16 protein-coding genes are annotated in these 19,709 nt (G+C 60.3%); 12 read left to right on the top strand and 4 right to left on the bottom strand.

From position 1 onward, the window contains the following. Positions 1-53: 53 nt before the first annotated feature. Positions 54-1,856 carry an acyl-CoA dehydrogenase gene (locus V6Z53_RS04600; RefSeq protein WP_338584360.1) on the top strand — a complete coding sequence of 601 codons (1,803 nt, stop codon included), beginning with the start codon at positions 54-56 and terminating at the stop codon, positions 1,854-1,856. Positions 1,857-1,967: 111 nt separating this feature from the next. On the opposite strand, the gene V6Z53_RS04595 is transcribed toward V6Z53_RS04600, so the two are convergent. The 3 genes from V6Z53_RS04595 to V6Z53_RS04585 form a co-directional block, all read right to left on the bottom strand. Further along, positions 1,968-3,905, bottom strand: coding sequence for a methyl-accepting chemotaxis protein (locus V6Z53_RS04595; protein ID WP_338584358.1), 1,938 nt, complete (start codon positions 3,903-3,905; stop codon positions 1,968-1,970). A 100-nt stretch (positions 3,906-4,005) separates the two neighbouring features. Then, on the bottom strand, positions 4,006-4,305 hold the full coding sequence (locus V6Z53_RS04590) for a cell division protein ZapA (RefSeq protein WP_338584357.1): 300 nt from the start codon (positions 4,303-4,305) through the stop codon (positions 4,006-4,008). Next, positions 4,302-4,532, bottom strand: a complete 231-nt coding sequence (locus tag V6Z53_RS04585) for a hypothetical protein (RefSeq protein WP_008149645.1) — start codon at positions 4,530-4,532, stop codon at positions 4,302-4,304. Before V6Z53_RS04585 ends, V6Z53_RS04590 begins: the two co-directional genes overlap by 4 nt. Before the next feature lie 275 nt (positions 4,533-4,807). Here V6Z53_RS04585 and V6Z53_RS04580 point away from each other — a divergent pair, with 275 nt between their 5' ends. From V6Z53_RS04580 to trxC, 5 genes are all read left to right on the top strand, one after another. Beyond that, the gene (locus V6Z53_RS04580) at positions 4,808-6,433 is read left to right on the top strand and encodes a methyl-accepting chemotaxis protein (RefSeq protein ID WP_338584356.1); all 1,626 of its coding nucleotides are present in this window, start codon (positions 4,808-4,810) and stop codon (positions 6,431-6,433) included. A gap of 268 nt (positions 6,434-6,701) precedes the next feature. After that, the gene (locus V6Z53_RS04575) at positions 6,702-8,444 is read left to right on the top strand and encodes a potassium/proton antiporter (protein ID WP_338584355.1); all 1,743 of its coding nucleotides are present in this window, start codon (positions 6,702-6,704) and stop codon (positions 8,442-8,444) included. A gap of 34 nt (positions 8,445-8,478) precedes the next feature. Beyond that, positions 8,479-11,832 (top strand): mechanosensitive channel MscK, encoded by a 3,354-nt coding sequence (mscK, locus tag V6Z53_RS04570; protein ID WP_338584354.1) that lies wholly within the window; start codon positions 8,479-8,481, stop codon positions 11,830-11,832. A gap of 48 nt (positions 11,833-11,880) precedes the next feature. Further along, the gene (locus V6Z53_RS04565; protein ID WP_338584353.1) at positions 11,881-13,344 is read left to right on the top strand and encodes a YdiU family protein; all 1,464 of its coding nucleotides are present in this window, start codon (positions 11,881-11,883) and stop codon (positions 13,342-13,344) included. 441 nt (positions 13,345-13,785) lie between these two features. After that, on the top strand, positions 13,786-14,220 hold the full coding sequence (gene trxC / locus V6Z53_RS04560; RefSeq protein ID WP_338584352.1) for a thioredoxin TrxC: 435 nt from the start codon (positions 13,786-13,788) through the stop codon (positions 14,218-14,220). Positions 14,221-14,238: 18 nt separating this feature from the next. Here the strand turns inward: trxC and V6Z53_RS04555 are convergent, their stop codons facing one another. After that, a complete protein-coding gene (locus V6Z53_RS04555; protein WP_338584351.1) occupies positions 14,239-15,009 on the bottom strand; it encodes a ParA family protein in 771 nt (256 codons plus the stop codon). Positions 15,010-15,363: 354 nt separating this feature from the next. Between V6Z53_RS04555 and V6Z53_RS04550 the strand changes: the two genes are divergently transcribed. From V6Z53_RS04550 to V6Z53_RS04525, 6 genes are read left to right on the top strand one after another with little or no spacing between them, the layout of a single operon-like run. Further along, positions 15,364-16,089, top strand: a complete 726-nt coding sequence (locus V6Z53_RS04550; RefSeq protein ID WP_338584350.1) for a beta-ketoacyl synthase chain length factor — start codon at positions 15,364-15,366, stop codon at positions 16,087-16,089. Continuing rightward, the gene (locus V6Z53_RS04545) at positions 16,065-16,874 is read left to right on the top strand and encodes a lysophospholipid acyltransferase family protein (protein ID WP_338584349.1); all 810 of its coding nucleotides are present in this window, start codon (positions 16,065-16,067) and stop codon (positions 16,872-16,874) included. Before V6Z53_RS04550 ends, V6Z53_RS04545 begins: the two co-directional genes overlap by 25 nt. Beyond that, entirely contained in the window at positions 16,855-17,115 is a 261-nt protein-coding gene (locus V6Z53_RS04540) for a phosphopantetheine-binding protein (RefSeq protein ID WP_338584348.1), read from the top strand. The genes V6Z53_RS04545 and V6Z53_RS04540 overlap by 20 nt, the downstream gene beginning before the upstream one ends. Before the next feature lie 9 nt (positions 17,116-17,124). Further along, a complete protein-coding gene (locus V6Z53_RS04535) occupies positions 17,125-17,379 on the top strand; it encodes an acyl carrier protein (RefSeq protein WP_007992314.1) in 255 nt (84 codons plus the stop codon). Next, positions 17,376-17,921 carry a hypothetical protein gene (locus V6Z53_RS04530; protein ID WP_338584347.1) on the top strand — a complete coding sequence of 182 codons (546 nt, stop codon included), beginning with the start codon at positions 17,376-17,378 and terminating at the stop codon, positions 17,919-17,921. The genes V6Z53_RS04535 and V6Z53_RS04530 overlap by 4 nt, the downstream gene beginning before the upstream one ends. Next, complete coding sequence (locus V6Z53_RS04525; RefSeq protein WP_338584346.1) at positions 17,918-19,597, top strand: AMP-binding protein; 1,680 nt, start codon at positions 17,918-17,920, stop codon at positions 19,595-19,597. The genes V6Z53_RS04530 and V6Z53_RS04525 overlap by 4 nt, the downstream gene beginning before the upstream one ends. The last annotated feature ends 112 nt before the right edge of the window (positions 19,598-19,709 follow it).

Here is a 19,709-nt window from a genome sequence, read left to right as displayed (position 1 = left end):
AGCCTCTATTCGCCAGCCTAGACTCGGTCCACTCCAATAAAAGGTAGGCCGCCATGTCCGAGACGTTGCTCAGTTCCCGCAATCTGGCTTTCGAGCTGTACGAAGTCCTCGATGCCGAGGGCCTGACCCAGCGTGAGCGTTTCGCCGAGCACAATCGCGAGACCTTCGATGCGGCCATCAGCACCGCCCGCAGCATCGCCGAAAAGTTCTTCGCCCCGCACAACCGCAAGGGCGACGAGAACGAGCCGCGCTATGAGAACGGTCAGGCGATTCTGATTCCGGAAGTGAAACCGGCGGTAGATGCCTTCCTTGAAGCCGGTTTTCTCAACGCTGCGCGCAGTTTCGACGCGGGTGGCATGCAACTTCCTACACTACTTTCCCAGGCCTGTTTTTCGCACTTCCAGTCGGCCAACGCCGCTTCGACGTCCTATCCGTTCCTGACCATGGGCGCGGCGAACCTGGTCGAAAGCTTCGGCACCGACGAGCAGAAGCGCCGCTTCCTGCAACCGATGATCGACGGGCGTTTCTTCGGCACCATGGCCCTGACCGAACCGCACGCCGGCTCATCGCTGTCGGATATTCGTACCCGAGCCGAGCCTGCGTCTGACGGCACTTATCGCCTCAAGGGCAACAAGATCTTCATCTCCGGTGGTGATCACCCACTGTCGGAAAATATCGTGCACATGGTGCTAGCCAAGTTGCCAGACGCGCCGGCTGGCGTGAAAGGGATTTCGCTGTTCATCGTGCCCAAGTTCCTGGTCAACGATGACGGCAGCCTCGGCAAGCGCAACGACGTGCTGCTGGCTGGCCTGTTTCACAAAATGGGCTGGCGCGGCACCACCTCTACCGCATTGAACTTTGGCGATAACGGTGAATGTGTCGGCTATCTGGTGGGTAAGCCGCACCAGGGCTTGAGCTACATGTTCCAGATGATGAACGAGGCACGGATCGGCGTCGGCATGGGTGCGGTGATGCTGGGTTACGCCGGCTACCTGTATTCGCTGGAGTACGCCCGCGAGCGTCCGCAGGGACGAGTGCCGGACAGCAAGGACCCGAACACCGCGCCGGTGGCGATCATCAATCACGCCGACGTCAAACGCATGTTGCTGACACAGAAAGCCTACGTCGAAGGTTCGTTCGACCTCGGTCTGTACGCCGCACGCCTGTTCGATGACACCACCACGCTGGAGACCGATGCCGAGCGTAAGCAAGCCCACGAACTGCTGGACCTGCTGACGCCAATCGTCAAATCCTGGCCATCGGAGTTTTGCCTCAAAGCCAACGAACTGGCGATCCAGATTCTTGGCGGCCACGGCTACACCCGCGAATACCCGGTGGAGCAGTACTACCGCGACAACCGCCTGAACCCGATCCATGAAGGCACCCACGGCATTCAATCGCTGGACCTGTTGGGCCGCAAACTGGCGCAAAACGGCGGATCCGGGCTCAAGCGACTGATCCGCCTGATCGCCGACACCGCCGAACGCGCCCAGGCATTTGATTCATTGACGCCGCTGCGTGAACCGCTGGAAAAACTGGTTGCACGCCTGCAAACCGTGACCATCGGCCTGCTGACCGATCTGGCGCAAGGCAAGGTCAACAGCAGCCTGGCGAATTCGGCGTTGTACCTGAAGGTGTTTGGTCACACGGTGATCGGCTGGCGCTGGCTGGAACAGGCGATTCGTGCCGAAGAAGGCTTGGCCAAGGGCAATGCGGCCGATGCGAGTTTTTATAAAGGCAAGTTGCAGGCGGCGCGATATTTCCTGACATGGGAAGTGCCCGGTTGCCACCATGAGCTGGCGATTCTTGAGGCTCGGGATGATGTTTGCCTGGGCATGCAGGATGAGTGGTTCTGATCTTGTTTGGATCGGTGTAACGGCCACAAAAAAGTCGCAGCCTGCGGCAGCTCCTACAGGGAAACGCATTCCAAATGTAGGAGCTGCCGAAGGCTGCGATCTTTTGATCTTTTAGCTCAGACGAAACCCACACATCTGCCGCGCCAAATCATCCGCCAACCGCTGCAACGTCTGGCAATCTTCGCGGCAGGCTCTCACCTCTCCGGCGGTGGCGCGGGCCAGACCGGAAATCCCCTGCACATTGCGGTTGATCTCTTCCGTCACCGCCGACTGCTCTTCCGTGGCCGTGGCCACTTGATGGTTCATGTCGCTGATACGCTCAACCTGTCCAGTAATCGCAGTCAACGAAGCTCCGGTGCGCTGGCTCGATTCAACGCCTGTGCCGGTTGCCGCTTGACCGCTGTGCATCGATGAAACCGCGTTCTCCGCACCCTGCTTGAGGCTGCCGATCATCTGCTGAATCTCATCGGTAGACGATTGCGTGCGCCGCGCCAGGGTCCGCACTTCATCGGCAACCACCGCGAACCCACGTCCCATATCCCCGGCCCGCGCCGCTTCGATAGCGGCGTTGAGCGCCAGCAAATTGGTCTGCTCGGAAATCCCGCGAATCACCGCCAGTACCTGATCGATGGACGCCACCTGATGGGCCAATTCGCCGACCGCAGTGGCGGCAATGCCGATTTCTTCGGACATGCTTTCGATGTGCCGTATCGAACCGCCCACCACTTCCCGTGCCTGCATCGCTTCATCCCGAGCGGTTTGCGACGCGACTGCCGCGTTGCCGGCGTTCTGCGCAATCTCCTGCACAGTCAGGCCCATTTCGTGGACGGCGGTGGCGACCATGTCGGTCATTTCCTGCTGCCGGCCTGAGCGCTCGGCGGTGTTATCCACCACTCGCGCCACTTGGCCCACAGCCGTACGCAAGCGTTCACTCGTGGTAAGCACTTCGCCAATCATCTCGCGCTGACTGTCGAGGAAGCGATTGAACCCGCGCGCCAGATCGCCCAGCTCATCGGCGCGGCTGGAATCTAACCGGTGGGTCAAATCTCCACCACCGCTACCGATGGCCACCAGCGCCGCTGTTACCTGACGAATCGGTCGCACCAGCCCACGAGCCAGCAACACCACCAGCAACAAGCAAACCAATGCCACCGCCAGGCCGATGCCACTGCTCATCCACATGGCGCGGCGGGCTTCGGCGTAGATCTGCGACTGTGGCACTTCGGCCACCAGGGTCCAGCCTAGATCGCGCAATGGCAGGCTCAGGGCGAGGAAATCTTCTCCGTCGCGCTGGAAGCCGCTGCTGATGGCAGTTTTTTGACCCATGACCGCTTGTGCGGCATCTGCACCGATTTGCTCGGCCAAGGTGCGTTTACCGCTGAACTGCGCTTCAGGATGAACCTGGATCAAACCGTCGGAACGCACGAGATAGACCTTGCCGCGCTCCCCGAAGCTGAAGTTGTGGATCAGCTCCGACAGCTCTTTCATGTTCAGGCCAAGCCCCGCAACACCGACGACTTTGCCGGCCTGCTCAACCTTGAGATCGATGAAAAGCGCCAATTCTCCGGTCGCGGTATCGTTGTCGATATTGAGGGTCCGCGGCTGGTTGCTGTCCAGAAATGCGTAGAACCAGGCATCTTTGGGGTTGGAACGACTGAGGGTCCGGTCCAGGCCTTTCTCGGTGAAGTAATGGTTGGACGCGGTGCCGACAATCAGCGCGGTAAAGGCCTTGTGCTCGGCGCGGATGCCTTCGAGATAGGTGGTAAACGTACCAATCTGGGCACTGTTTTCACCTTCGGCCAGCCAGTTGCGCACCATGCTGTTGCTGGCGATGTCCTTGGCGGCGGTGAGCGGTTGAACGAGGATGCGCTCGATGTCATTGCGCATCGCTTCGATGCTCGACGGTAGAGCTTGTTCGACCAGATAGCTCTGGGCGAGGCGGTTGACCACGAGGGTATAAATGCCAACCACGATCAGAATACTGACGAGCAGGGCGGTGCCCATACTCAGGATCAACTGCCATTGAATACTGCGTCGCCAGAACTGCATGGAGCACCCCCAAAGAATAAGAGGCTGAAACACTGCAACAGCCGTGCCGATTGTATACAACGCAACCGACAATCTATTCTTTGGTTGTGCGCAAAGCCGATCAGGCCTGATTGATCGTCTTGGAGATCACTTCAACCGTGGCGCTGACTTGCTCTTGGTAACGGTCGAGTTCGAGCTTGTGCTGCTTTTGCATTTCGATCTGCTGGGAGCACAGATTCATCGCGGCCAGTACCAGCAGTCGGTCACCGATCAGCGTCGGGTACTTTCTTTTGGTGTCGGCCAGGGCAGCCTTCAACATCATGGCCGCGTCCAGCAGGGTCTGCTCTTCCCCGGCCGGCGCCTTGATCGAATAGTCCTCACCCAGGATCGAGACGACTTTCACACCCGGGCCGTAACTCATGCGCTGACTGGGCCAGCGCTGACACGCTCAACCAGGGCCTGGATGCGTGCGGCGGTGGCGCCTTGTTTCTCTTCCTGCTCCATCAGACTCAATTGCAGGCTTTCGTTTTCATCCTTGGCCTGGGCCAGTTCGGCGCTCAGGGTCTGGTTGGTGCCGAGCAGGGTCTGGTTCTGTTGTACCAGGTCGCTGACCAGCTGTTCCAATTGGCTTAGGGATGCTTCCAACATTTTGATTTTCCAGGCATTTTCAAAGGGCGCGTACGATAAAGAAAAGTCACCGTGGATGCCAGGGTTATACGGGCGCAAGGCCTTGATTTTCCTGACGAGTGACCGCTCTCGCGAACTGTAGAGACTGTGATCGGCCCATCTGGTTCCTGCACTTCGTCGCCACGGCGTTTGTGCGGCAAAACCGCGCAGGGCCTCAAGACTTTAGTCGCATGACCGATAAGTCATTCATACGTCAGCCTCGCCACCGCTCTGGTGCGCCCTTTTCGGTAAACACCATGTCCCTTCGTAATATGAATATCGCGCCGCGAGCGTTCCTCGGTTTTGCCCTGATTGGCGGTTTGATGATGCTTCTGGGCGTGTTTGCCCTGAACCAGATGAGCAAGATCCGCGACGCCGCCGAGAACATCACCGTCAGCAGCGTGCCGAGCATCAAGAGCCTCGACGAATTCACCCAGCTGACGCTGCGACTGCGCGTGCTGTCCTACCGTTTGCTGGTCAACCGCGAGCCAGACGTGCAGCAGAAAACCATGGAGTTGCTGGACATGCGCAACCAGCAGATCCGCGCCGCCCAGACCACCTACGAAAAACTGATCAGCAGCCCGCAGGAACGTGCGGCCTACGATCAATACGTGCAGTTGCTGGCGCAATACCGCCAGATCGAAGACCGGATGAAGACCTTGTCGCGCAACAACCAGGTTGACGAACTGCGCAGCCTGCTCAACGCCGACCTGCTGAGCAACTCCGAAGCCGTCAATGCAGTGCTGAACAAGCTGTTGGAGATCAACACCCAGCAGACTCTCGACACCAACCAGCAAGCCGCCGATCAATACGACTCGGCCTTCAATCTGGTGATCACCCTGCTTGTCATCGCCACCGGCCTGACCATTCTGTTCGCCTGGTTGCTGACCAACAGCATCACCAAGCCGATCGCCAATGCCTTGAATGCCGCCGAGCAGATCGCCGAAGGCAACCTGACGCGCCCGATCACCGTCGACGGTGAAGACGAGGCCGGTCGCTTGCTGCTGGCGATGTCGAAGATGCAGGACAAGCTGCGCGACACCCTGCAACGGATTTCCGGTTCGGCCACGCAGTTGGCCTCCGCCGCCGAAGAACTCAACAGCGTCACCGACGAAAGCGCCCGCGGCCTGACCCAGCAGAACAACGAAATTGAACAGGCCGCCACGGCGGTCAACGAAATGACCAGCGCCGTGGAAGAAGTTGCGCGCAACGCGGTCAGCACCTCCGAAGCCTCGAAGAACGCCACCACATCCGCCGGTGATGGTCGTGATCTGGTGCAGGAAACCGTCAGCGCCATCGAACGCATGAGCGCTGATGTGCAGAGCACCGCGACTTTGATTGGCGACCTGGCCAATGAATCCCGTGACATCGGCAAGGTACTGGACGTGATTCGCGGCTTGGCCGACCAGACCAACCTGTTGGCCTTGAACGCCGCGATCGAAGCGGCACGCGCCGGTGAGGCCGGTCGTGGTTTTGCGGTGGTGGCCGACGAAGTTCGAGCCCTGGCCCATCGCACCCAGCAATCGACCAGCGAAATCGAACGTATGATCGGCAGCATCCAGAGCGGCACCGAGCACGCCGTGGATTCGATGCGCAACAGCACCGAGCGCGCCGAGTCGACCCTGAACATCGCCCGTGGCGCGGGAATGTCGCTGGACACCATCAACAGCGCCATCGTCGAAATCAACGAGCGCAACCTGGTGATCGCCAGCGCCGCCGAAGAGCAGGCGCAAGTGGCCCGTGAAGTGGATCGCAATCTGGTGAACATTCGTGATCTGTCGGTGCAATCGGCCACCGGCGCCAACCAGACCAGCGCGGCGAGCAATGAGTTGTCGCGCTTGGCGGTGGACCTGAACACGATGGTTGGGCGGTTTAGCCTGTAACTGGACCCCACAACCCCTGTGGCGAGGGAGCTTGCTCCCGCTCGACTGCGCAGCAGTCGCAATCGGGCTTGCAAAATTTGTCTGAAACTACTCGCGGGGTCGCTACGCGACCCAACGGGAGCAAGCACCCTCGCCACAGGGTTCGCACGCGGCGCGTCAAACCGTCAAAAGCTTTTTGACAGCATCACATTTCAACAGGTTAGAATCGCTGGCACGCAGACTGCATGGTCAGTTTGTGCCCGCCTTTCAGCTTTCTGGAGTACTGCCTTTGAATGCGACGACCATCAACAGCCTGTTCTTGATCGGCGCGTTGCTGGTAGGTGCAAGCATTCTGGTGAGTTCACTTTCGTCCCGCCTCGGCATCCCGATTCTGGTGATCATCCTGGCCGTCGGCATGGCGGCTGGCGTCGATGGCGGCGGGATTATTTTCGATAACTACCCAACGGCTTATCTGGTCGGCAACCTCGCGTTGGCGGTGATCCTGCTCGACGGCGGTTTACGCACGCGGGTGTCGAGTTTCCGCGTGGCGTTATGGCCGGCGCTGTCGCTGGCCACGGTCGGCGTGTTGATCACCACCGGGCTGACCGGCATGGCCGCGGCCTGGCTGTTCGACCTGAACCTGATTCAGGGCCTGCTGATCGGCGCCATCGTCGGCTCAACCGACGCCGCAGCGGTGTTCTCGCTGCTGGGCGGCAAAGGTCTGAACGAGCGGGTGACCGCCAGCCTGGAAATCGAATCCGGCAGCAACGACCCGATGGCGGTGTTCCTCACCGTGACCCTGATCGACATGCTCGCCAGCGGCCAGACCGGCCTGCACTGGAGCCTGCTGACCCACCTGCTGCGCGAGTTCGGCATCGGTGGCGTCATCGGTCTGGGCGGTGGCTGGCTGATGCTGCAACTGGTCAACCGGATCAACCTGGCCACCGGCCTGTATCCGATCCTGGTCATCGCCGGTGGTCTGGTGGTGTTCGCCCTGACCAACGCCTTGCACGGCAGCGGCTTCCTCGCGGTGTACCTGTGCGGCCTGATGATCGGCAATCGTCCGGTGCGCAGCCGTCACGGTATCTTGCACATGCTCGATGGCATGGCCTGGCTGGCGCAGATCGGCATGTTTTTGGTGCTGGGGCTGCTGGTCACGCCCCACGACCTGCTGCCGATTGCCCTGCCGGCACTGGCGCTGGCCTTGTGGATGATTCTGTTTGCCCGGCCGCTGTCGGTGGTGGTTGGCTTGCTGCCGTTCAAGGCATTCCATGGCCGCGAGAAGGCGTTCATTTCCTGGGTTGGCCTGCGCGGCGCGGTCCCGATCATTCTGGCGGTGTTCCCGCTGATGGCCGGCCTGCCCAACGCCCAACTGTATTTCAACCTCGCCTTCTTTATCGTGCTGGTTTCGCTGTTGGTGCAAGGCACAAGCCTGCCGTGGGTCGCCAAGTTGTTGAAGGTGACGGTGCCGCCGGAGCCTGCGCCGATTTCTCGTTCGGCCCTGGAAGTGCATGTCACCAGCGAGTGGGAACTGTTCGTTTATCGCCTCGGTGCCGAAAAATGGTGCATCGGATCGCCCCTTCGCGAACTGAAAATGCCCGAAGGCACCCGCATCGCTGCCCTGTTTCGTGGCCAACAACTGCTCCATCCGTCGGGTAGTACGGTGCTGGAAGTCGATGATTTGCTGTGTGTTATCGGCCACGAACACAACCTTCCGGCCCTCGGAAAACTGTTCAGCCAGGCGCCGCAACGGGGCCTCGATTTGCGCTTCTTCGGCGACTTCGTACTCGAAGGAGACGCCCAACTGGCCGCAGTTGCTGCCCTGTACGGGTTGAAGGTCGAAGGCATCGATCCGGAGATGTCCCTGGGCAAGTTCATTGCCCAGAAAGTGGGGGGTGCTCCGGTAGTCGGCGACCAGGTGGAATGGAACAACACCATCTGGACCGTCGCGGTCATGGAGGGGAACAAGATCGGCAAAGTGGGCGTCAGATTCCCCGAAGGAAGTCGCCCGGGCCCGGGCTTGTTCCTCTAAACTCCATTCTTCGCCTCGTATTTGATCGGTCTTTATGTCAAGCCTGCGCACCTTTTTCATCATGGCCCTGCTGGGCCTGAGCCTCTCTGTCGGCACCTTGCAAGCCGCCGAACCGCCCACCCGCGAATCCGTACAGACGAGTCTGGACAAGATCGCCGACCGCAAACTGCCGGAGGCGGATCAAAAGGCTTTACAGTCCGTTCTGCAAGGCACGCTGACGCAGCTCAACAACAAGCGTGACTACGAGCAGAAACTCAGCGACCTCAAGCAACAACTGGCCACGGCCCCTAAGCAAACCATCGAGAACCAGCGTGAGCTGACGCGTCTCAAGGCCAGCGCCGTGGTGCCGGTGGCGCAACGCTTTACCAAGGAGTCGATTCAGCAGCTCGAGCAAATGCTCACCGAGCGCTCGACCCAGCAAAGCGATCTACAGAAAGCTCTGGCCGACGCCAACAGCCTGATCATTACCGCCCAGACCCGCCCCGAACGCGCCCAGGCCGAAATATCCGCCAGCCAGACGCGCATCCAGCAGATCAACAACATCCTCAAGACCGGCAAAGACGCCGGAAAGACCTTGAGCGCCGAGCAGCGCGACCAGCTCAACGCCGAACTGGCGGCACTCAACGCACTGATTCCGCTGCGTCGCCAGGAACTGGCCGGCAATACCCAGCTGCAAGACCTGGGCAACAGTCAGCATGACCTGTTGTCGGAACGATCCGACCGCCTGGACCAGGAAATCCAGGACCTGCAAAGCCTGATCAATCAGAAGCGCCTGGCCCAATCCCAGGAGACGGTGACACAGCAATCCATCGAAGCGCAAAAGGCCGGTGGCAGCAGCCTGTTGGCCACCGAAAGCTCGGCCAACCTGAAGCTCTCGGACTACCTGCTCAAAAGCACTGACCGCCTCAACGAAGTCACCCAGCAGAACCTGCAGACCAAGCAACAGCTGGACAGCGTGACGCAAAGCGATGCGGCGCTGGACGAACAGATCAACGTGCTCAAGGGCAGCCTGCTGCTCTCGAAGATTCTCTATAAACAGAAACTGGCATTGCCGCGTCTCAAGGTCGACCGCGACCTGGCCGACCAGATCGCCGACATTCGCCTGTATCAGTTCGAAGTCAGCCAGCAACGGGAGTTGCTCAGCAACCCGGCTACTTACGTCGACAATTTGCTGTCGACCCAGCCGCCTGAGCAGGTCACTCCGCAGCTACGCAAGAGCCTGCTGGAGCTGGCGACCACCCGCGCCGACCTGCTGGAGCGCCTGAACCGCGAATTGAGCGCGGTACTCAACGAGTCCATCACCCTGCAACTGAACCAGAAACAACTGCTCAGCACCGCGCAAAGCCTGCGCGCGACACTCGATGAGCAGATGTTCTGGATTCCCAGCAACAAGCCGCTGGACCTGGAATGGATACGCGCCGTGCCGGATCGCCTGGAGCGCCAGGTCACGACGCTGCCTTGGGCTTCCAGCCTCAGCGAACTGACTGACGGCCTGACCCAGCGGCCGCTGCTGTTCCTGCCGCTGGCATTGCTGATCGGTGCGTTGCTGTGGCGTCGCAAGAGTCTGTATGCGCGGTTGAACAAGGTTCACCAGGACATCGGCCACTTCAAGCGCGACAGCCAGTGGCACACGCCGCAGGCAATTCTGATCAATATTCTGCTGGCGATGCCGGTGGCGCTGGGCCTGGCCTTGTGCGGTCTGGCCCTGCAAATCGACGCCCGTGGGCAGAATGCGAACATGGGCGCGGCCCTGCTGCAAATGGCCCAGGCCTGGCTGGTGTTCTACACCGCGTACCGGATTCTGGCGCCGGGTGGCGTGGCCGAACTGCATTTCCGTTGGGAAAAGCCTCAGGTCGAATTCCTGCGTGGCTGGATCCGTCGCCTCGGCATCGTGGTCATGGCGCTGGTGGCGGTGGTGGCGGTCGCCGAACTGCAACCGGCGACGCTGGCTGACGACGTGCTCGGCATGCCAGTGGTACTGACCTGTTATGCGATGATGACCTGGCTGCTCGGTCGCCTGCTGATCAGCAGCCCGACCCACGACAGCACGCCGCTGTTCCGCAAGTTCATGGCCATCATGTTCACCGCCCTGCCTGTCGCGTTGTTCGTGGCCGTTTGCTTCGGCTACTACTACACCGCGCTAAAACTCAGCGACCGGTTGATCAACACGCTGTACTTGCTGATGTTCTGGCTGGTGATCGAAGCCACTTTCGTTCGCGGTCTAAGCGTGGCCGCACGGCGCCTGGCCTACCAGCGCGCCCTGGCCAAACGTCAGGCGGCGAAAGAGGCCGGCGATGGCGAAGCGGTGATCGAAGAACCGACCATGGACATCGAGAAGGTCAACGAACAGTCCCTGCGCCTGATTCGCCTGGCACTGCTCGGTGGCTTCATGGCGTTGCTGTACTGGGTCTGGGCCGACCTGATCACCGTGTTCTCGTACCTGGACAACGTGACCCTCTACGAATACACCAGCGGCACGGGCGCCAATATGAGCATGGTGCCGATCAGCATCGGCGACATGCTCGGCGCGCTGATCATCATCGGCATCACCTTCGCCCTGGCGCGCAACCTGCCCGGTCTGCTGGAAGTGTTCGTGCTATCGAAGCTGAACCTGGCCCAGGGCAGCGCCTACGCCACCACCACGTTGCTGTCGTATGTGATTGCCGGTGTCGGTTTCGTCTCGACCCTGTCGACCCTCGGCGTGAGCTGGGACAAGTTGCAATGGCTGGTGGCGGCGCTGTCGGTCGGCCTCGGCTTCGGCATGCAGGAGATCTTCGCCAACTTCATCTCCGGCATCATGATCCTGTTCGAGCGCCCGGTGCGGATCGGCGACACCATCACCATCGGCAACCTGTCGGGCACCGTGAGCAAGATCCGCATTCGCGCCACGACCATCACCGACTTCGACCGCAAGGACATCATTGTCCCGAACAAAACGTTCATTACCGGGCAACTGATCAACTGGTCGCTGACCGACACCATCACCCGGGTGACCCTCAAGCTCGGAGTCGACTACGGCTCGGACCTGGATCTGGTGAAAGAGCTTTTGCTGAAGGCCGCGCGCGATAACCCGCGTGTACTGAAAGATCCGGAACCCCACGTGTACTTCCTGAACTTCGGCGAAAGCACGCTCGACCACGAGTTGCGCATGCACGTGCGCGATCTCGGCGACCGCAACCCGGTACTCGATGAGGTCAACCGCTTCATCAACCGCGAGTTCAAGAAGCAGCACATCAACATCTCGTTCCGGCAAATGGAGGTTTACCTCAAGAACCTGCACGGCCAGGAATACAAGATGGTGCCGATCGAACCGGAAACGAAAACCATCGTGCCGCTGACGGATGGCAAACAACCGCCGCAAATGCCCCCCGCCGCCAAACTCGACTAACCGGCTTTTCCCCAGCAGAATGCTCGGACATTCTGCTGGAGCCGGCCCTTGAAAGCCCTCGACGAACTGACCTTCGATAATCGCTTCGACCGCCTGGGCGATACGTTTTCCGCCCACGTGCTGCCCGAGCCGATCGACAATCCGCGCCTCGTAGTCGCCAGTCCCGCCGCCATGGCGCTGCTGGATCTCGACCCGGCCGTGGCCGAAACCCCGGAGTTCGCCGAGCTGTTCAGCGGCCACAAGCTCTGGGCCGACGCGGTTCCGCGAGCGATGGTCTATTCCGGGCATCAATTCGGCTCGTACAACCCGCAGTTGGGCGACGGTCGTGGCCTGCTGCTCGGCGAGGTCTACAACGAAGCCGGCGAACATTGGGACCTGCACCTCAAGGGTGCGGGCCAGACGCCGTTTTCACGCATGGGCGATGGCCGTGCGGTACTGCGCTCCTCGATCCGCGAATTCCTTGCATCCGAAGCGCTGCACGCCCTGAACATCCCGACCACCCGGGCATTGTGCGTGATCGGCTCAGACACCCCGGTGTGGCGCGAGAAACAGGAACGCGCCGCCATGGTTCTGCGCCTGGCGCCGAGCCACGTGCGCTTCGGGCATTTCGAATATTTCTACTACACCAAACGCCCCGAGAAGCAGAAAGAACTCGGCGATCATGTGCTGGCCAACCATTTCCCCGAATGCCTGGAGCAACCGGAGCCGTATCTGGCGATGTTCCGCGAGATCGTCGAGCGCAACGCCGAGCTGATCGCCAAATGGCAGGCCTACGGTTTCTGTCACGGCGTGATGAACACCGACAACATGTCGATCCTCGGCATCACCTTCGACTTCGGCCCGTTCGCCTTCCTCGATGACTTTGATGCCAACTTCATCTGTAACCACTCCGATGATCAGGGTCGCTACTCCTTCAGTAATCAGGTGCCAATCGGCCAGTGGAATCTCAGCGCGTTGGCCCAATCCCTGACGCCGTTCATCAGTGTTGAAGCTTTGCGCGAAACCCTCGGCCTGTACCTACCACTGTTCCAGGCCCATTACCTGGACCTGATGCGCCGCCGCCTCGGCCTGACCACCGCCGAAGACGACGACCAGAAACTGCTGGAACACCTGCTGCAACTGATGCAGAACAGCGGCGTCGATTACAGCCTGTTCTTCCGTCGCCTGGGTGAAGAATCACCAGAAGTTGCAATCGCTCGCTTGCGCGATGACTTCGTCGACATCAAGGGCTTCGACGCCTGGGGCGAGCTTTACATCGACCGGGTTGCCCGCGAAGGCGAACTGGATCAGGTGCAGCGCCGCAAGCGGATGCACGCTGTCAATCCGCTGTACATCCTGCGCAATTACCTGGCGCAAAAGGCTATCGATGCGGCGGAGAGTGGCGACTACTCGGAGGTTCGGCGACTGCACGCGGTGCTAAGCAACCCGTTCGAGGAACAACCAGGGATGGAAAGTTATGCCGAACGGCCGCCGGAATGGGGCAAGCATCTGGAGATCAGTTGTTCTTCGTGAGGCAGAACGTTAAGCATTTTGGATTGGCGATGAACGGCGCTCTCGCTCATAGGCTTCAATATGATCGCTTATAATCGAGACCAAACCCTCGAGTGAGTGCAACTCATCGCCGCCCATCATCACTAGTAGCTCGTCCCGTGATTCAACCAACCGGTCGAATTCAAATTCTGATTGAGGCCGTTTTAGCAGCCAAGATACGGATGACCAGTGATCAATGGCTTGCTTTACGATTCCTTGCATTTTTGCGCCTTTTGGTTGTTATCGGAAAGTGCGCGAAAGATTACAAACTGAATCACTCGCAACCTAGCAGACATAGGCAACGCGTCCTGTAGGGGGCGTCTCCAATTGCAGAAGGTTCCTGCCTACAAATTCGAATCTTGATAAACATGGTTCTTACCTCCAGATCAATGCTCTGACAACCAACTTCAGAAGAGCCTCACTATGCCCGACCCACTCCTGATCCCCTGCCCCCACTGCAACGGCCTCAACCGCATTCCCGCCGAGCGCCTGAACGACCATCCAAAATGCGGACGCTGCAAGGCCGAAGTCCTGCTGAACAAGCCTTTCGAATTGAAACAGGGCGACTATGCCAGCCAGATCAAGGGCGATTTGCCGTTGCTGGTGGACGTGTGGGCGGACTGGTGCGGGCCGTGCAAGTCGTTTGCGCCGGTGTTTGAGCAGGCGGCGGCGCAACTTGCGGGCAAATGCCGATTGGCCAAGCTGGACAGCGAGGCGAATCAGCAGCTGTCGGCACAGCTGGGGATTCGCTCGATTCCAAGCCTGATCCTGTTCAAGAACGGCCGGGAAGTTGCACGCCAGAGCGGGGCCTTCCCGTTACCGCAATTGATGAGTTGGTTGCGCAGTCAGGGCATCTGAGATCGGCCTGACAGGCTTTCAGGCATTTTCCAGCAGGTTATGCAGCTCGACGAATTGCTGCGTCAGTTTGTGCCGTGGGTCGAGGTGGATCAGCGGTGTGTTGGCCTGGTGAGATTCGCGCATGCGCACCGAGCTTGCCAGGTACACCGGCAGCACCGGCAGGCCTTCGGCGATCAGTTCGTCGAGGATTTGCTGGGGCAGGCTGGCACGGGCCTGGAACTGGTTGACGACGATGCCTTCCACTTCCAGCCCTTCGTTATGGTCTTCCTTCAGCTCTTCGATTTCCGCCAGCAGGCCGTACAGCGCCTGACGCGAGAAACTGTCGCAATCGAAGGGAATCAGCACACGATCGGCGGCAATCAACGCTGAAACTGCATAAAAATTCAGTGCAGGCGGCGTATCGAGGTAAATCCGGTCGTAGTCTTCGCTCAGTTCTTCAAGCAATTTACGCAGCTTGTTGATCTTGTGCTTGGCCTCGAGCTTTGGCTGCAAGTCAGCCAGCTCAGCGGTAGCGGTCACGACGTGGAGGTTGTCGAACGGGGTTTCGTAGATGTCGACCTGATTCTTCTTGGAGAACGGCCCGGAAGACAGTGTCTGCTTGAAGAAATCGGCAATGCCCATCGGGATGTCACTGCCGGTGAGCCCCGTCAGGTATTGAGTGGAGTTGGCCTGGGCATCGAGATCCACCATCAAGGTGCGAAAGCCCTCGCTGGCGCTGACCGCCGCCAGATTGCAGGCAATGCTGGATTTGCCCACGCCACCTTTCTGATTGAACACCACGCGCCGCATGTCAAAACCTCCGTGTACCAAAGAATGACCGAGTGTAGTGTTCCACAGCGCTGCTTAGCTACCTCGCAGGCATGGGACTACACGGTCAGTCGTCATCTCTTGCGAAAAAACCGGCAAACATCCCGCTCAATCGAAGCCAGAACCGACAGACGGGGTGATGAAAACGTGAATAATTGCCAAACGTTCAATTTTTGCGAACTAACCGGTACATCTCATTGAGCAAAATGTAACCAGCATTTGCTACACGTTCCCGGCACCGGGATAATGCGCACCACTCGGCGCCCAGCGCCACGTAGGTGTGCCGTGCATTTTGCGCCACTCACCGCGTCAACGGAGCCCGCAGGGGCGGGATGAATGTCTGTGATCAATTTCAACATCGCCCAGTGGCGCGCGTGGGCCCCGGGGCTCGAAAGCGTGGACGATTGGCACGCCTGGAGTCGACAACCGGTCGTTCTGCCGGCCAGCGATGCCGCTCCTGACGTATCGTTCCTGCCCGCGATGCAACGCCGGCGCCTGAGCCGACTGGCGCGAATGGCGTTCTGTGTCGGCTGGCCCCTGGCAGAAGGCCGCCAGAACCTGCCGCTGGTCTTTTTTTCCCGTCACGGTGAAACGCCGCGCACCTTTGACATTCTCAGCGACCTGGCCGTCGAACAGCCGCTGTCGCCGACGCAGTTCAGTCTGTCAGTGCACAACGCGATCATTGGCCTGTGGTCGATCATGCGCGGCGAAACCAGCGAAATGACCGCCCTCGCCGCCGCTGGGGATGGCCTTGAACACGGCATGCTGGAGGCAGCTGCCCTGCTCAACGAAGGCGCACCAGCCGTATTGCTGGTGGTGACCGAAGAACAACCGCCCGAGGCTTACTCGACGTGGATCGATGACGTGCCTTTCCCGTACGCCGTCGGGCTGCTGATCACACCCGGCAATGACTGGCAGCTGTCCCTGAACAGCCCCACGGATGCGTTGTCCAAACCCCGTTGGCCCCACGCACTGAATCTGTTGAGTGCGCTGTTGGGCCAGCAAACCACCTGCCAACATGCCTGGAAAAATCGTGTATGGACCTGGCAACGCAACCCATGACCGAAAAGAACCGCGACGCCTATTACTGGCGTCTGCTGGCCACCGCCGCAAGCTTCGCCCTGTTCGGGCTGGGCGGGTTGTGCCTGCGCGTGGTTGTTTTCCCCCTGCTCGCCTGCCTGCCGGGCGATGCCCGGACCCACCGGCTGCGCGCGCGGCAGATGGTCAGCCGCTGCTTCTGGTTTTTCGTGCAGTTCATGGCCCGCGCGGGCGTGCTCACTTATGACATTCAGGGCGCCGAGAAACTCGGGCGCCCGGGGCAGATGATCATCGCCAATCACCCGTCGCTGATCGACGTGGTGTTCCTGATCGGCCTGGTGCGCCACGCCAACTGCGTGGTCAAGCAAAGTCTCTGGGAAAACCCCTTCACCCGTGGCCCGCTGCGGCGCACCGAATACATCAGCAACGACGGCAGCATGGACATGCTCGATGCCGCCGCCGATGCACTGAAAGAGGGTCAAACCCTGATCATCTTTCCCGAAGGCACCCGCACCCAGCCGGGTCAGGCGCCGGCCTTTCATCGGGGGGGAGCTGCAATTGCCGTGCGGGGTGCGAAAATCCTCACCCCCGTGGTGATCAAGGTCAGTCCGACCACATTGACCAAGGCCGAGCCCTGGTATCGGATCCCAAAGCGTCGCGTGCACTTCAGTTTCCGCGTCGGGGCCGATATAGACCCACAAGCCTTCGCCGCGCTGGGCCCAGCCCCACAGGCCTCGCGCAAGCTCAACGATTATCTGCATTCTTACTTTATCAAGGAGCTCGCCGAAGATGAGCGATCTGCACCGTGAAATCAAAGACCTGATCATCGAAGCCCTGGGCCTCGAAGACATCAGCGCCGAAGACATCGGCAACGACCAGACGCTGTTCGGCGAAGGCCTGGGCCTGGACTCGGTGGACGCACTGGAGCTCGGCCTGGCCATCCAGAAAAAGTACGGCATCAAAATCGATGCCGACGCCAAGGACACCCGCAACCACTTCAGCAACGTGGCGAGCCTTGCGGCGTTCGTCACTGCAAAACAGGCAGCTTGAGACCGGACCATGCAAACTCGTGACGACATTTTCAACACACTGCGCGATGCCTTGGTCGAGCTGTTCGAACTGGACCCCGAGCGCGTGAGCCTCGAATCCAACCTCTATCAGGACCTGGAAATCGACAGCATCGACGCTGTCGACCTGATCGATCACATCAAACGCCAGACCGGCAAGAAAATCGCCGCCGAAGAATTCAAATCGGTGCGTACCGTCAGCGACGTGGTCGAGGCGGTCTACCGTCTGGTTCAACCGGCCGCATGAGCCGACTGATCGGCCTCGGCCTGCTGCTGGCGGGCCTGCTGTACCCCTTTGCGGTGTATTTCGGCATGGAACACTTCGCGCCGTGGCAGTTCGGCCTGCTGCTGGGCAGCCTGTGGCTGGCCCGTGCGCTGACCGGCCGGCACCGTCCGGGCAGCTCGTGGATGGCCACTGTCGCCATCGTTTTCTGCCTGCTGCTGGCGCTGTTCGACAGTCCGGTGCTGCTGCGTTGGTATCCGGTATTGATCAGCGGTTTCATGCTGGCATTGTTCGGGTTGAGCCTGAAATACGGCCCACCCATGGTCGAGCGCCTGGCCCGCCTGCGCGAGCCGGATTTGCCGGCCAAGGGCATTCGCTATACACGCCAGGTGACCATCGCCTGGAGCGTGTTTTTTCTCTGCAACGGTTTATGTGCTGCTGCCCTGACACTGTGGGCGCCGCTGAGCTGGTGGATGTTGTACACCGGCCTGATTTCCTACGGATTGATAGGCCTGATGTTTGCCATTGAATGGCTGATACGACAACGGGTACGAGGCCGCCCATGAATTGGATAAAACTTGAGCATTTGTTGCTCAAGCCCGAGCCGGAACGCGGCGTAACGGCCGAACCGGCGTTGAATCACACGCAGCTCTGCGAGCAGGCCCTGAGCCTGGCGGCCGGCCTGCAAGCCCAGGGTGCGCAGCGTATCGCCGTGCACCTTGAAGACGCCGCCGATCTGGCGATTGCCCTTCTGGGCGCTTGGCGTGCCGGGGTCAGCGTGTTGCTGCCGGCCGACCTGCAACCACAAACCCGCCAACGCTGGTCGAGCGAAGTGGATGTGTGGCTGACCTATCAGCCTGACGATGCGCAGCTGAGCGACTATCGGCATTCACCGCTGAGTGCCGCGGCACTGGATCTGGATCAATGTCGGTTGAGCCTGTGCACGTCCGGCTCCAGCGGCGAACCCAAGCGCATCGAGAAATCCCTGCGGCAACTGGCCAATGAAGTCGAAGCCCTGGAACAGCTGTGGGGTGCCGATCTCGGCCCGGCGTGCATTATCGGCAGCGTCGCCACCCAACACATCTACGGCTTGCTGTTTCGGGTGCTGTGGCCGCTGTGCGCCGGGCGGCCGTTTGTGCGCAAGCAACTGGCTTTCCCCGAAGACCTGCAACGCGCCGGCCGCGAACATTCTGCCTTCGCCTGGGTTGCCAGCCCGGCGCTGCTCAAGCGTATGGGCGACAATCTCGATTGGCCAGCCCTGAGCGCGGTGCGCCGGGTATTTTCTTCTGGTGGCGCGTTGCCGACCGAAGCCGCGCAGAGCCTGCACCAACGCCTGCATCAATGGCCGACCGAAATATTCGGCAGCTCGGAAACCGGCGGCATTGCCTGGCGCCAGGGCGAAACGCTCTGGCAGCCATTTGCGGACGTTGAACTGAGTCAGGACCGCGACGGCGCGCTGCTTATCGCCTCGCCGTATTTGCCTCCCGGTCATATCGAACATACCGCCGATGCTGCACGGATCGCCGCTGACGGGCGTTTCGAGCTGCTTGGACGGCTGGACAGGATCGTCAAACTGGAAGAAAAACGCATCTCGCTGCCGATGTTGGAGCAGGCGCTGACAGCCCACGACTGGGTCGCCGAAGCGCGGCTTGGCGTTGTCCAGGAAAATCGCGCGTCGCTGGGAGCGTTGCTGGTCCTGACCGACGCGGGCCTGCATGCCCTGCGCAATCAGGGTCGACGCACGCTCACCGAACAATTGCGCCAACACCTGAGCCAGCATTGTGAAGCGCTGGCCCTGCCAAGACGCTGGCGTTTGCTGCGGCAAATGCCGCTGAACAGTCAAGGCAAACTGCCCCAGACCGACGTCGAAGCCCTGCTGCTGGCGCCACGTCCCAAGGCGCCAGAGGTATTGGAACAGGCCGAAACCGAGGGCGAGTGGAGCCTGCAACTGGCCGTGCCGCCGGATCTTGCCTATTTCAGCGGCCACTTCCCCACCGCCCCGGTTTTGCCCGGTGTGGTGCAGGTGGAATGGGCGCTGAACCTCGGCCAGCAATTGATGAACCTGCCGGAAAAATTTGCCGGCATGGAAGTGCTGAAGTTCCAGCAACTGGTGCGGCCGGGCGATGAAGTCCAATTGCACCTGCGCTTCGACCCGGTTCGCAGCAAACTGTATTTCGCCTATCGCAACGAAACCGCCACCTGCTCCAGCGGACGAATATTGCTGGAGGCTGCGCATGCCTAACCTGTGGCGAGGGAGCTTGCTCCCGCTGGGCTGCGAAGCAGCCCCAAAACCATTCGATGCCGATTTCATGGCGAGTGCTGCGCACTCGAACGGGAGCAAGCTCCCTCGCCAC

This window comes from Pseudomonas sp. MAG733B (genome assembly GCF_036884845.1).
GTDB lineage: Bacteria > Pseudomonadota > Gammaproteobacteria > Pseudomonadales > Pseudomonadaceae > Aquipseudomonas.
Note: the sequence above shows the minus strand (reverse complement) of the source record. Positions and strands in the feature narration are given on the sequence as shown.

Coding starts and splice junctions, on each gene's coding strand:
- V6Z53_RS04600 (WP_338584360.1), top strand. CDS start 54: ATGTCCGAGACGTTGCTCAGTTCCCGCAATCTGGCTTTCGAGCTGTAC.
- V6Z53_RS04595 (WP_338584358.1), bottom strand. CDS start 3,905: ATGCAGTTCTGGCGACGCAGTATTCAATGGCAGTTGATCCTGAGTATG.
- V6Z53_RS04590 (WP_338584357.1), bottom strand. CDS start 4,305: ATGAGTTACGGCCCGGGTGTGAAAGTCGTCTCGATCCTGGGTGAGGAC.
- V6Z53_RS04585 (WP_008149645.1), bottom strand. CDS start 4,532: ATGTTGGAAGCATCCCTAAGCCAATTGGAACAGCTGGTCAGCGACCTG.
- V6Z53_RS04580 (WP_338584356.1), top strand. CDS start 4,808: ATGTCCCTTCGTAATATGAATATCGCGCCGCGAGCGTTCCTCGGTTTT.
- mscK (WP_338584354.1), top strand. CDS start 8,479: ATGTCAAGCCTGCGCACCTTTTTCATCATGGCCCTGCTGGGCCTGAGC.
- trxC (WP_338584352.1), top strand. CDS start 13,786: ATGCCCGACCCACTCCTGATCCCCTGCCCCCACTGCAACGGCCTCAAC.
- V6Z53_RS04555 (WP_338584351.1), bottom strand. CDS start 15,009: ATGCGGCGCGTGGTGTTCAATCAGAAAGGTGGCGTGGGCAAATCCAGC.
- V6Z53_RS04550 (WP_338584350.1), top strand. CDS start 15,364: ATGTCTGTGATCAATTTCAACATCGCCCAGTGGCGCGCGTGGGCCCCG.
- V6Z53_RS04545 (WP_338584349.1), top strand. CDS start 16,065: ATGGACCTGGCAACGCAACCCATGACCGAAAAGAACCGCGACGCCTAT.
- V6Z53_RS04540 (WP_338584348.1), top strand. CDS start 16,855: ATGAGCGATCTGCACCGTGAAATCAAAGACCTGATCATCGAAGCCCTG.
- V6Z53_RS04535 (WP_007992314.1), top strand. CDS start 17,125: ATGCAAACTCGTGACGACATTTTCAACACACTGCGCGATGCCTTGGTC.
- V6Z53_RS04530 (WP_338584347.1), top strand. CDS start 17,376: ATGAGCCGACTGATCGGCCTCGGCCTGCTGCTGGCGGGCCTGCTGTAC.
- V6Z53_RS04525 (WP_338584346.1), top strand. CDS start 17,918: ATGAATTGGATAAAACTTGAGCATTTGTTGCTCAAGCCCGAGCCGGAA.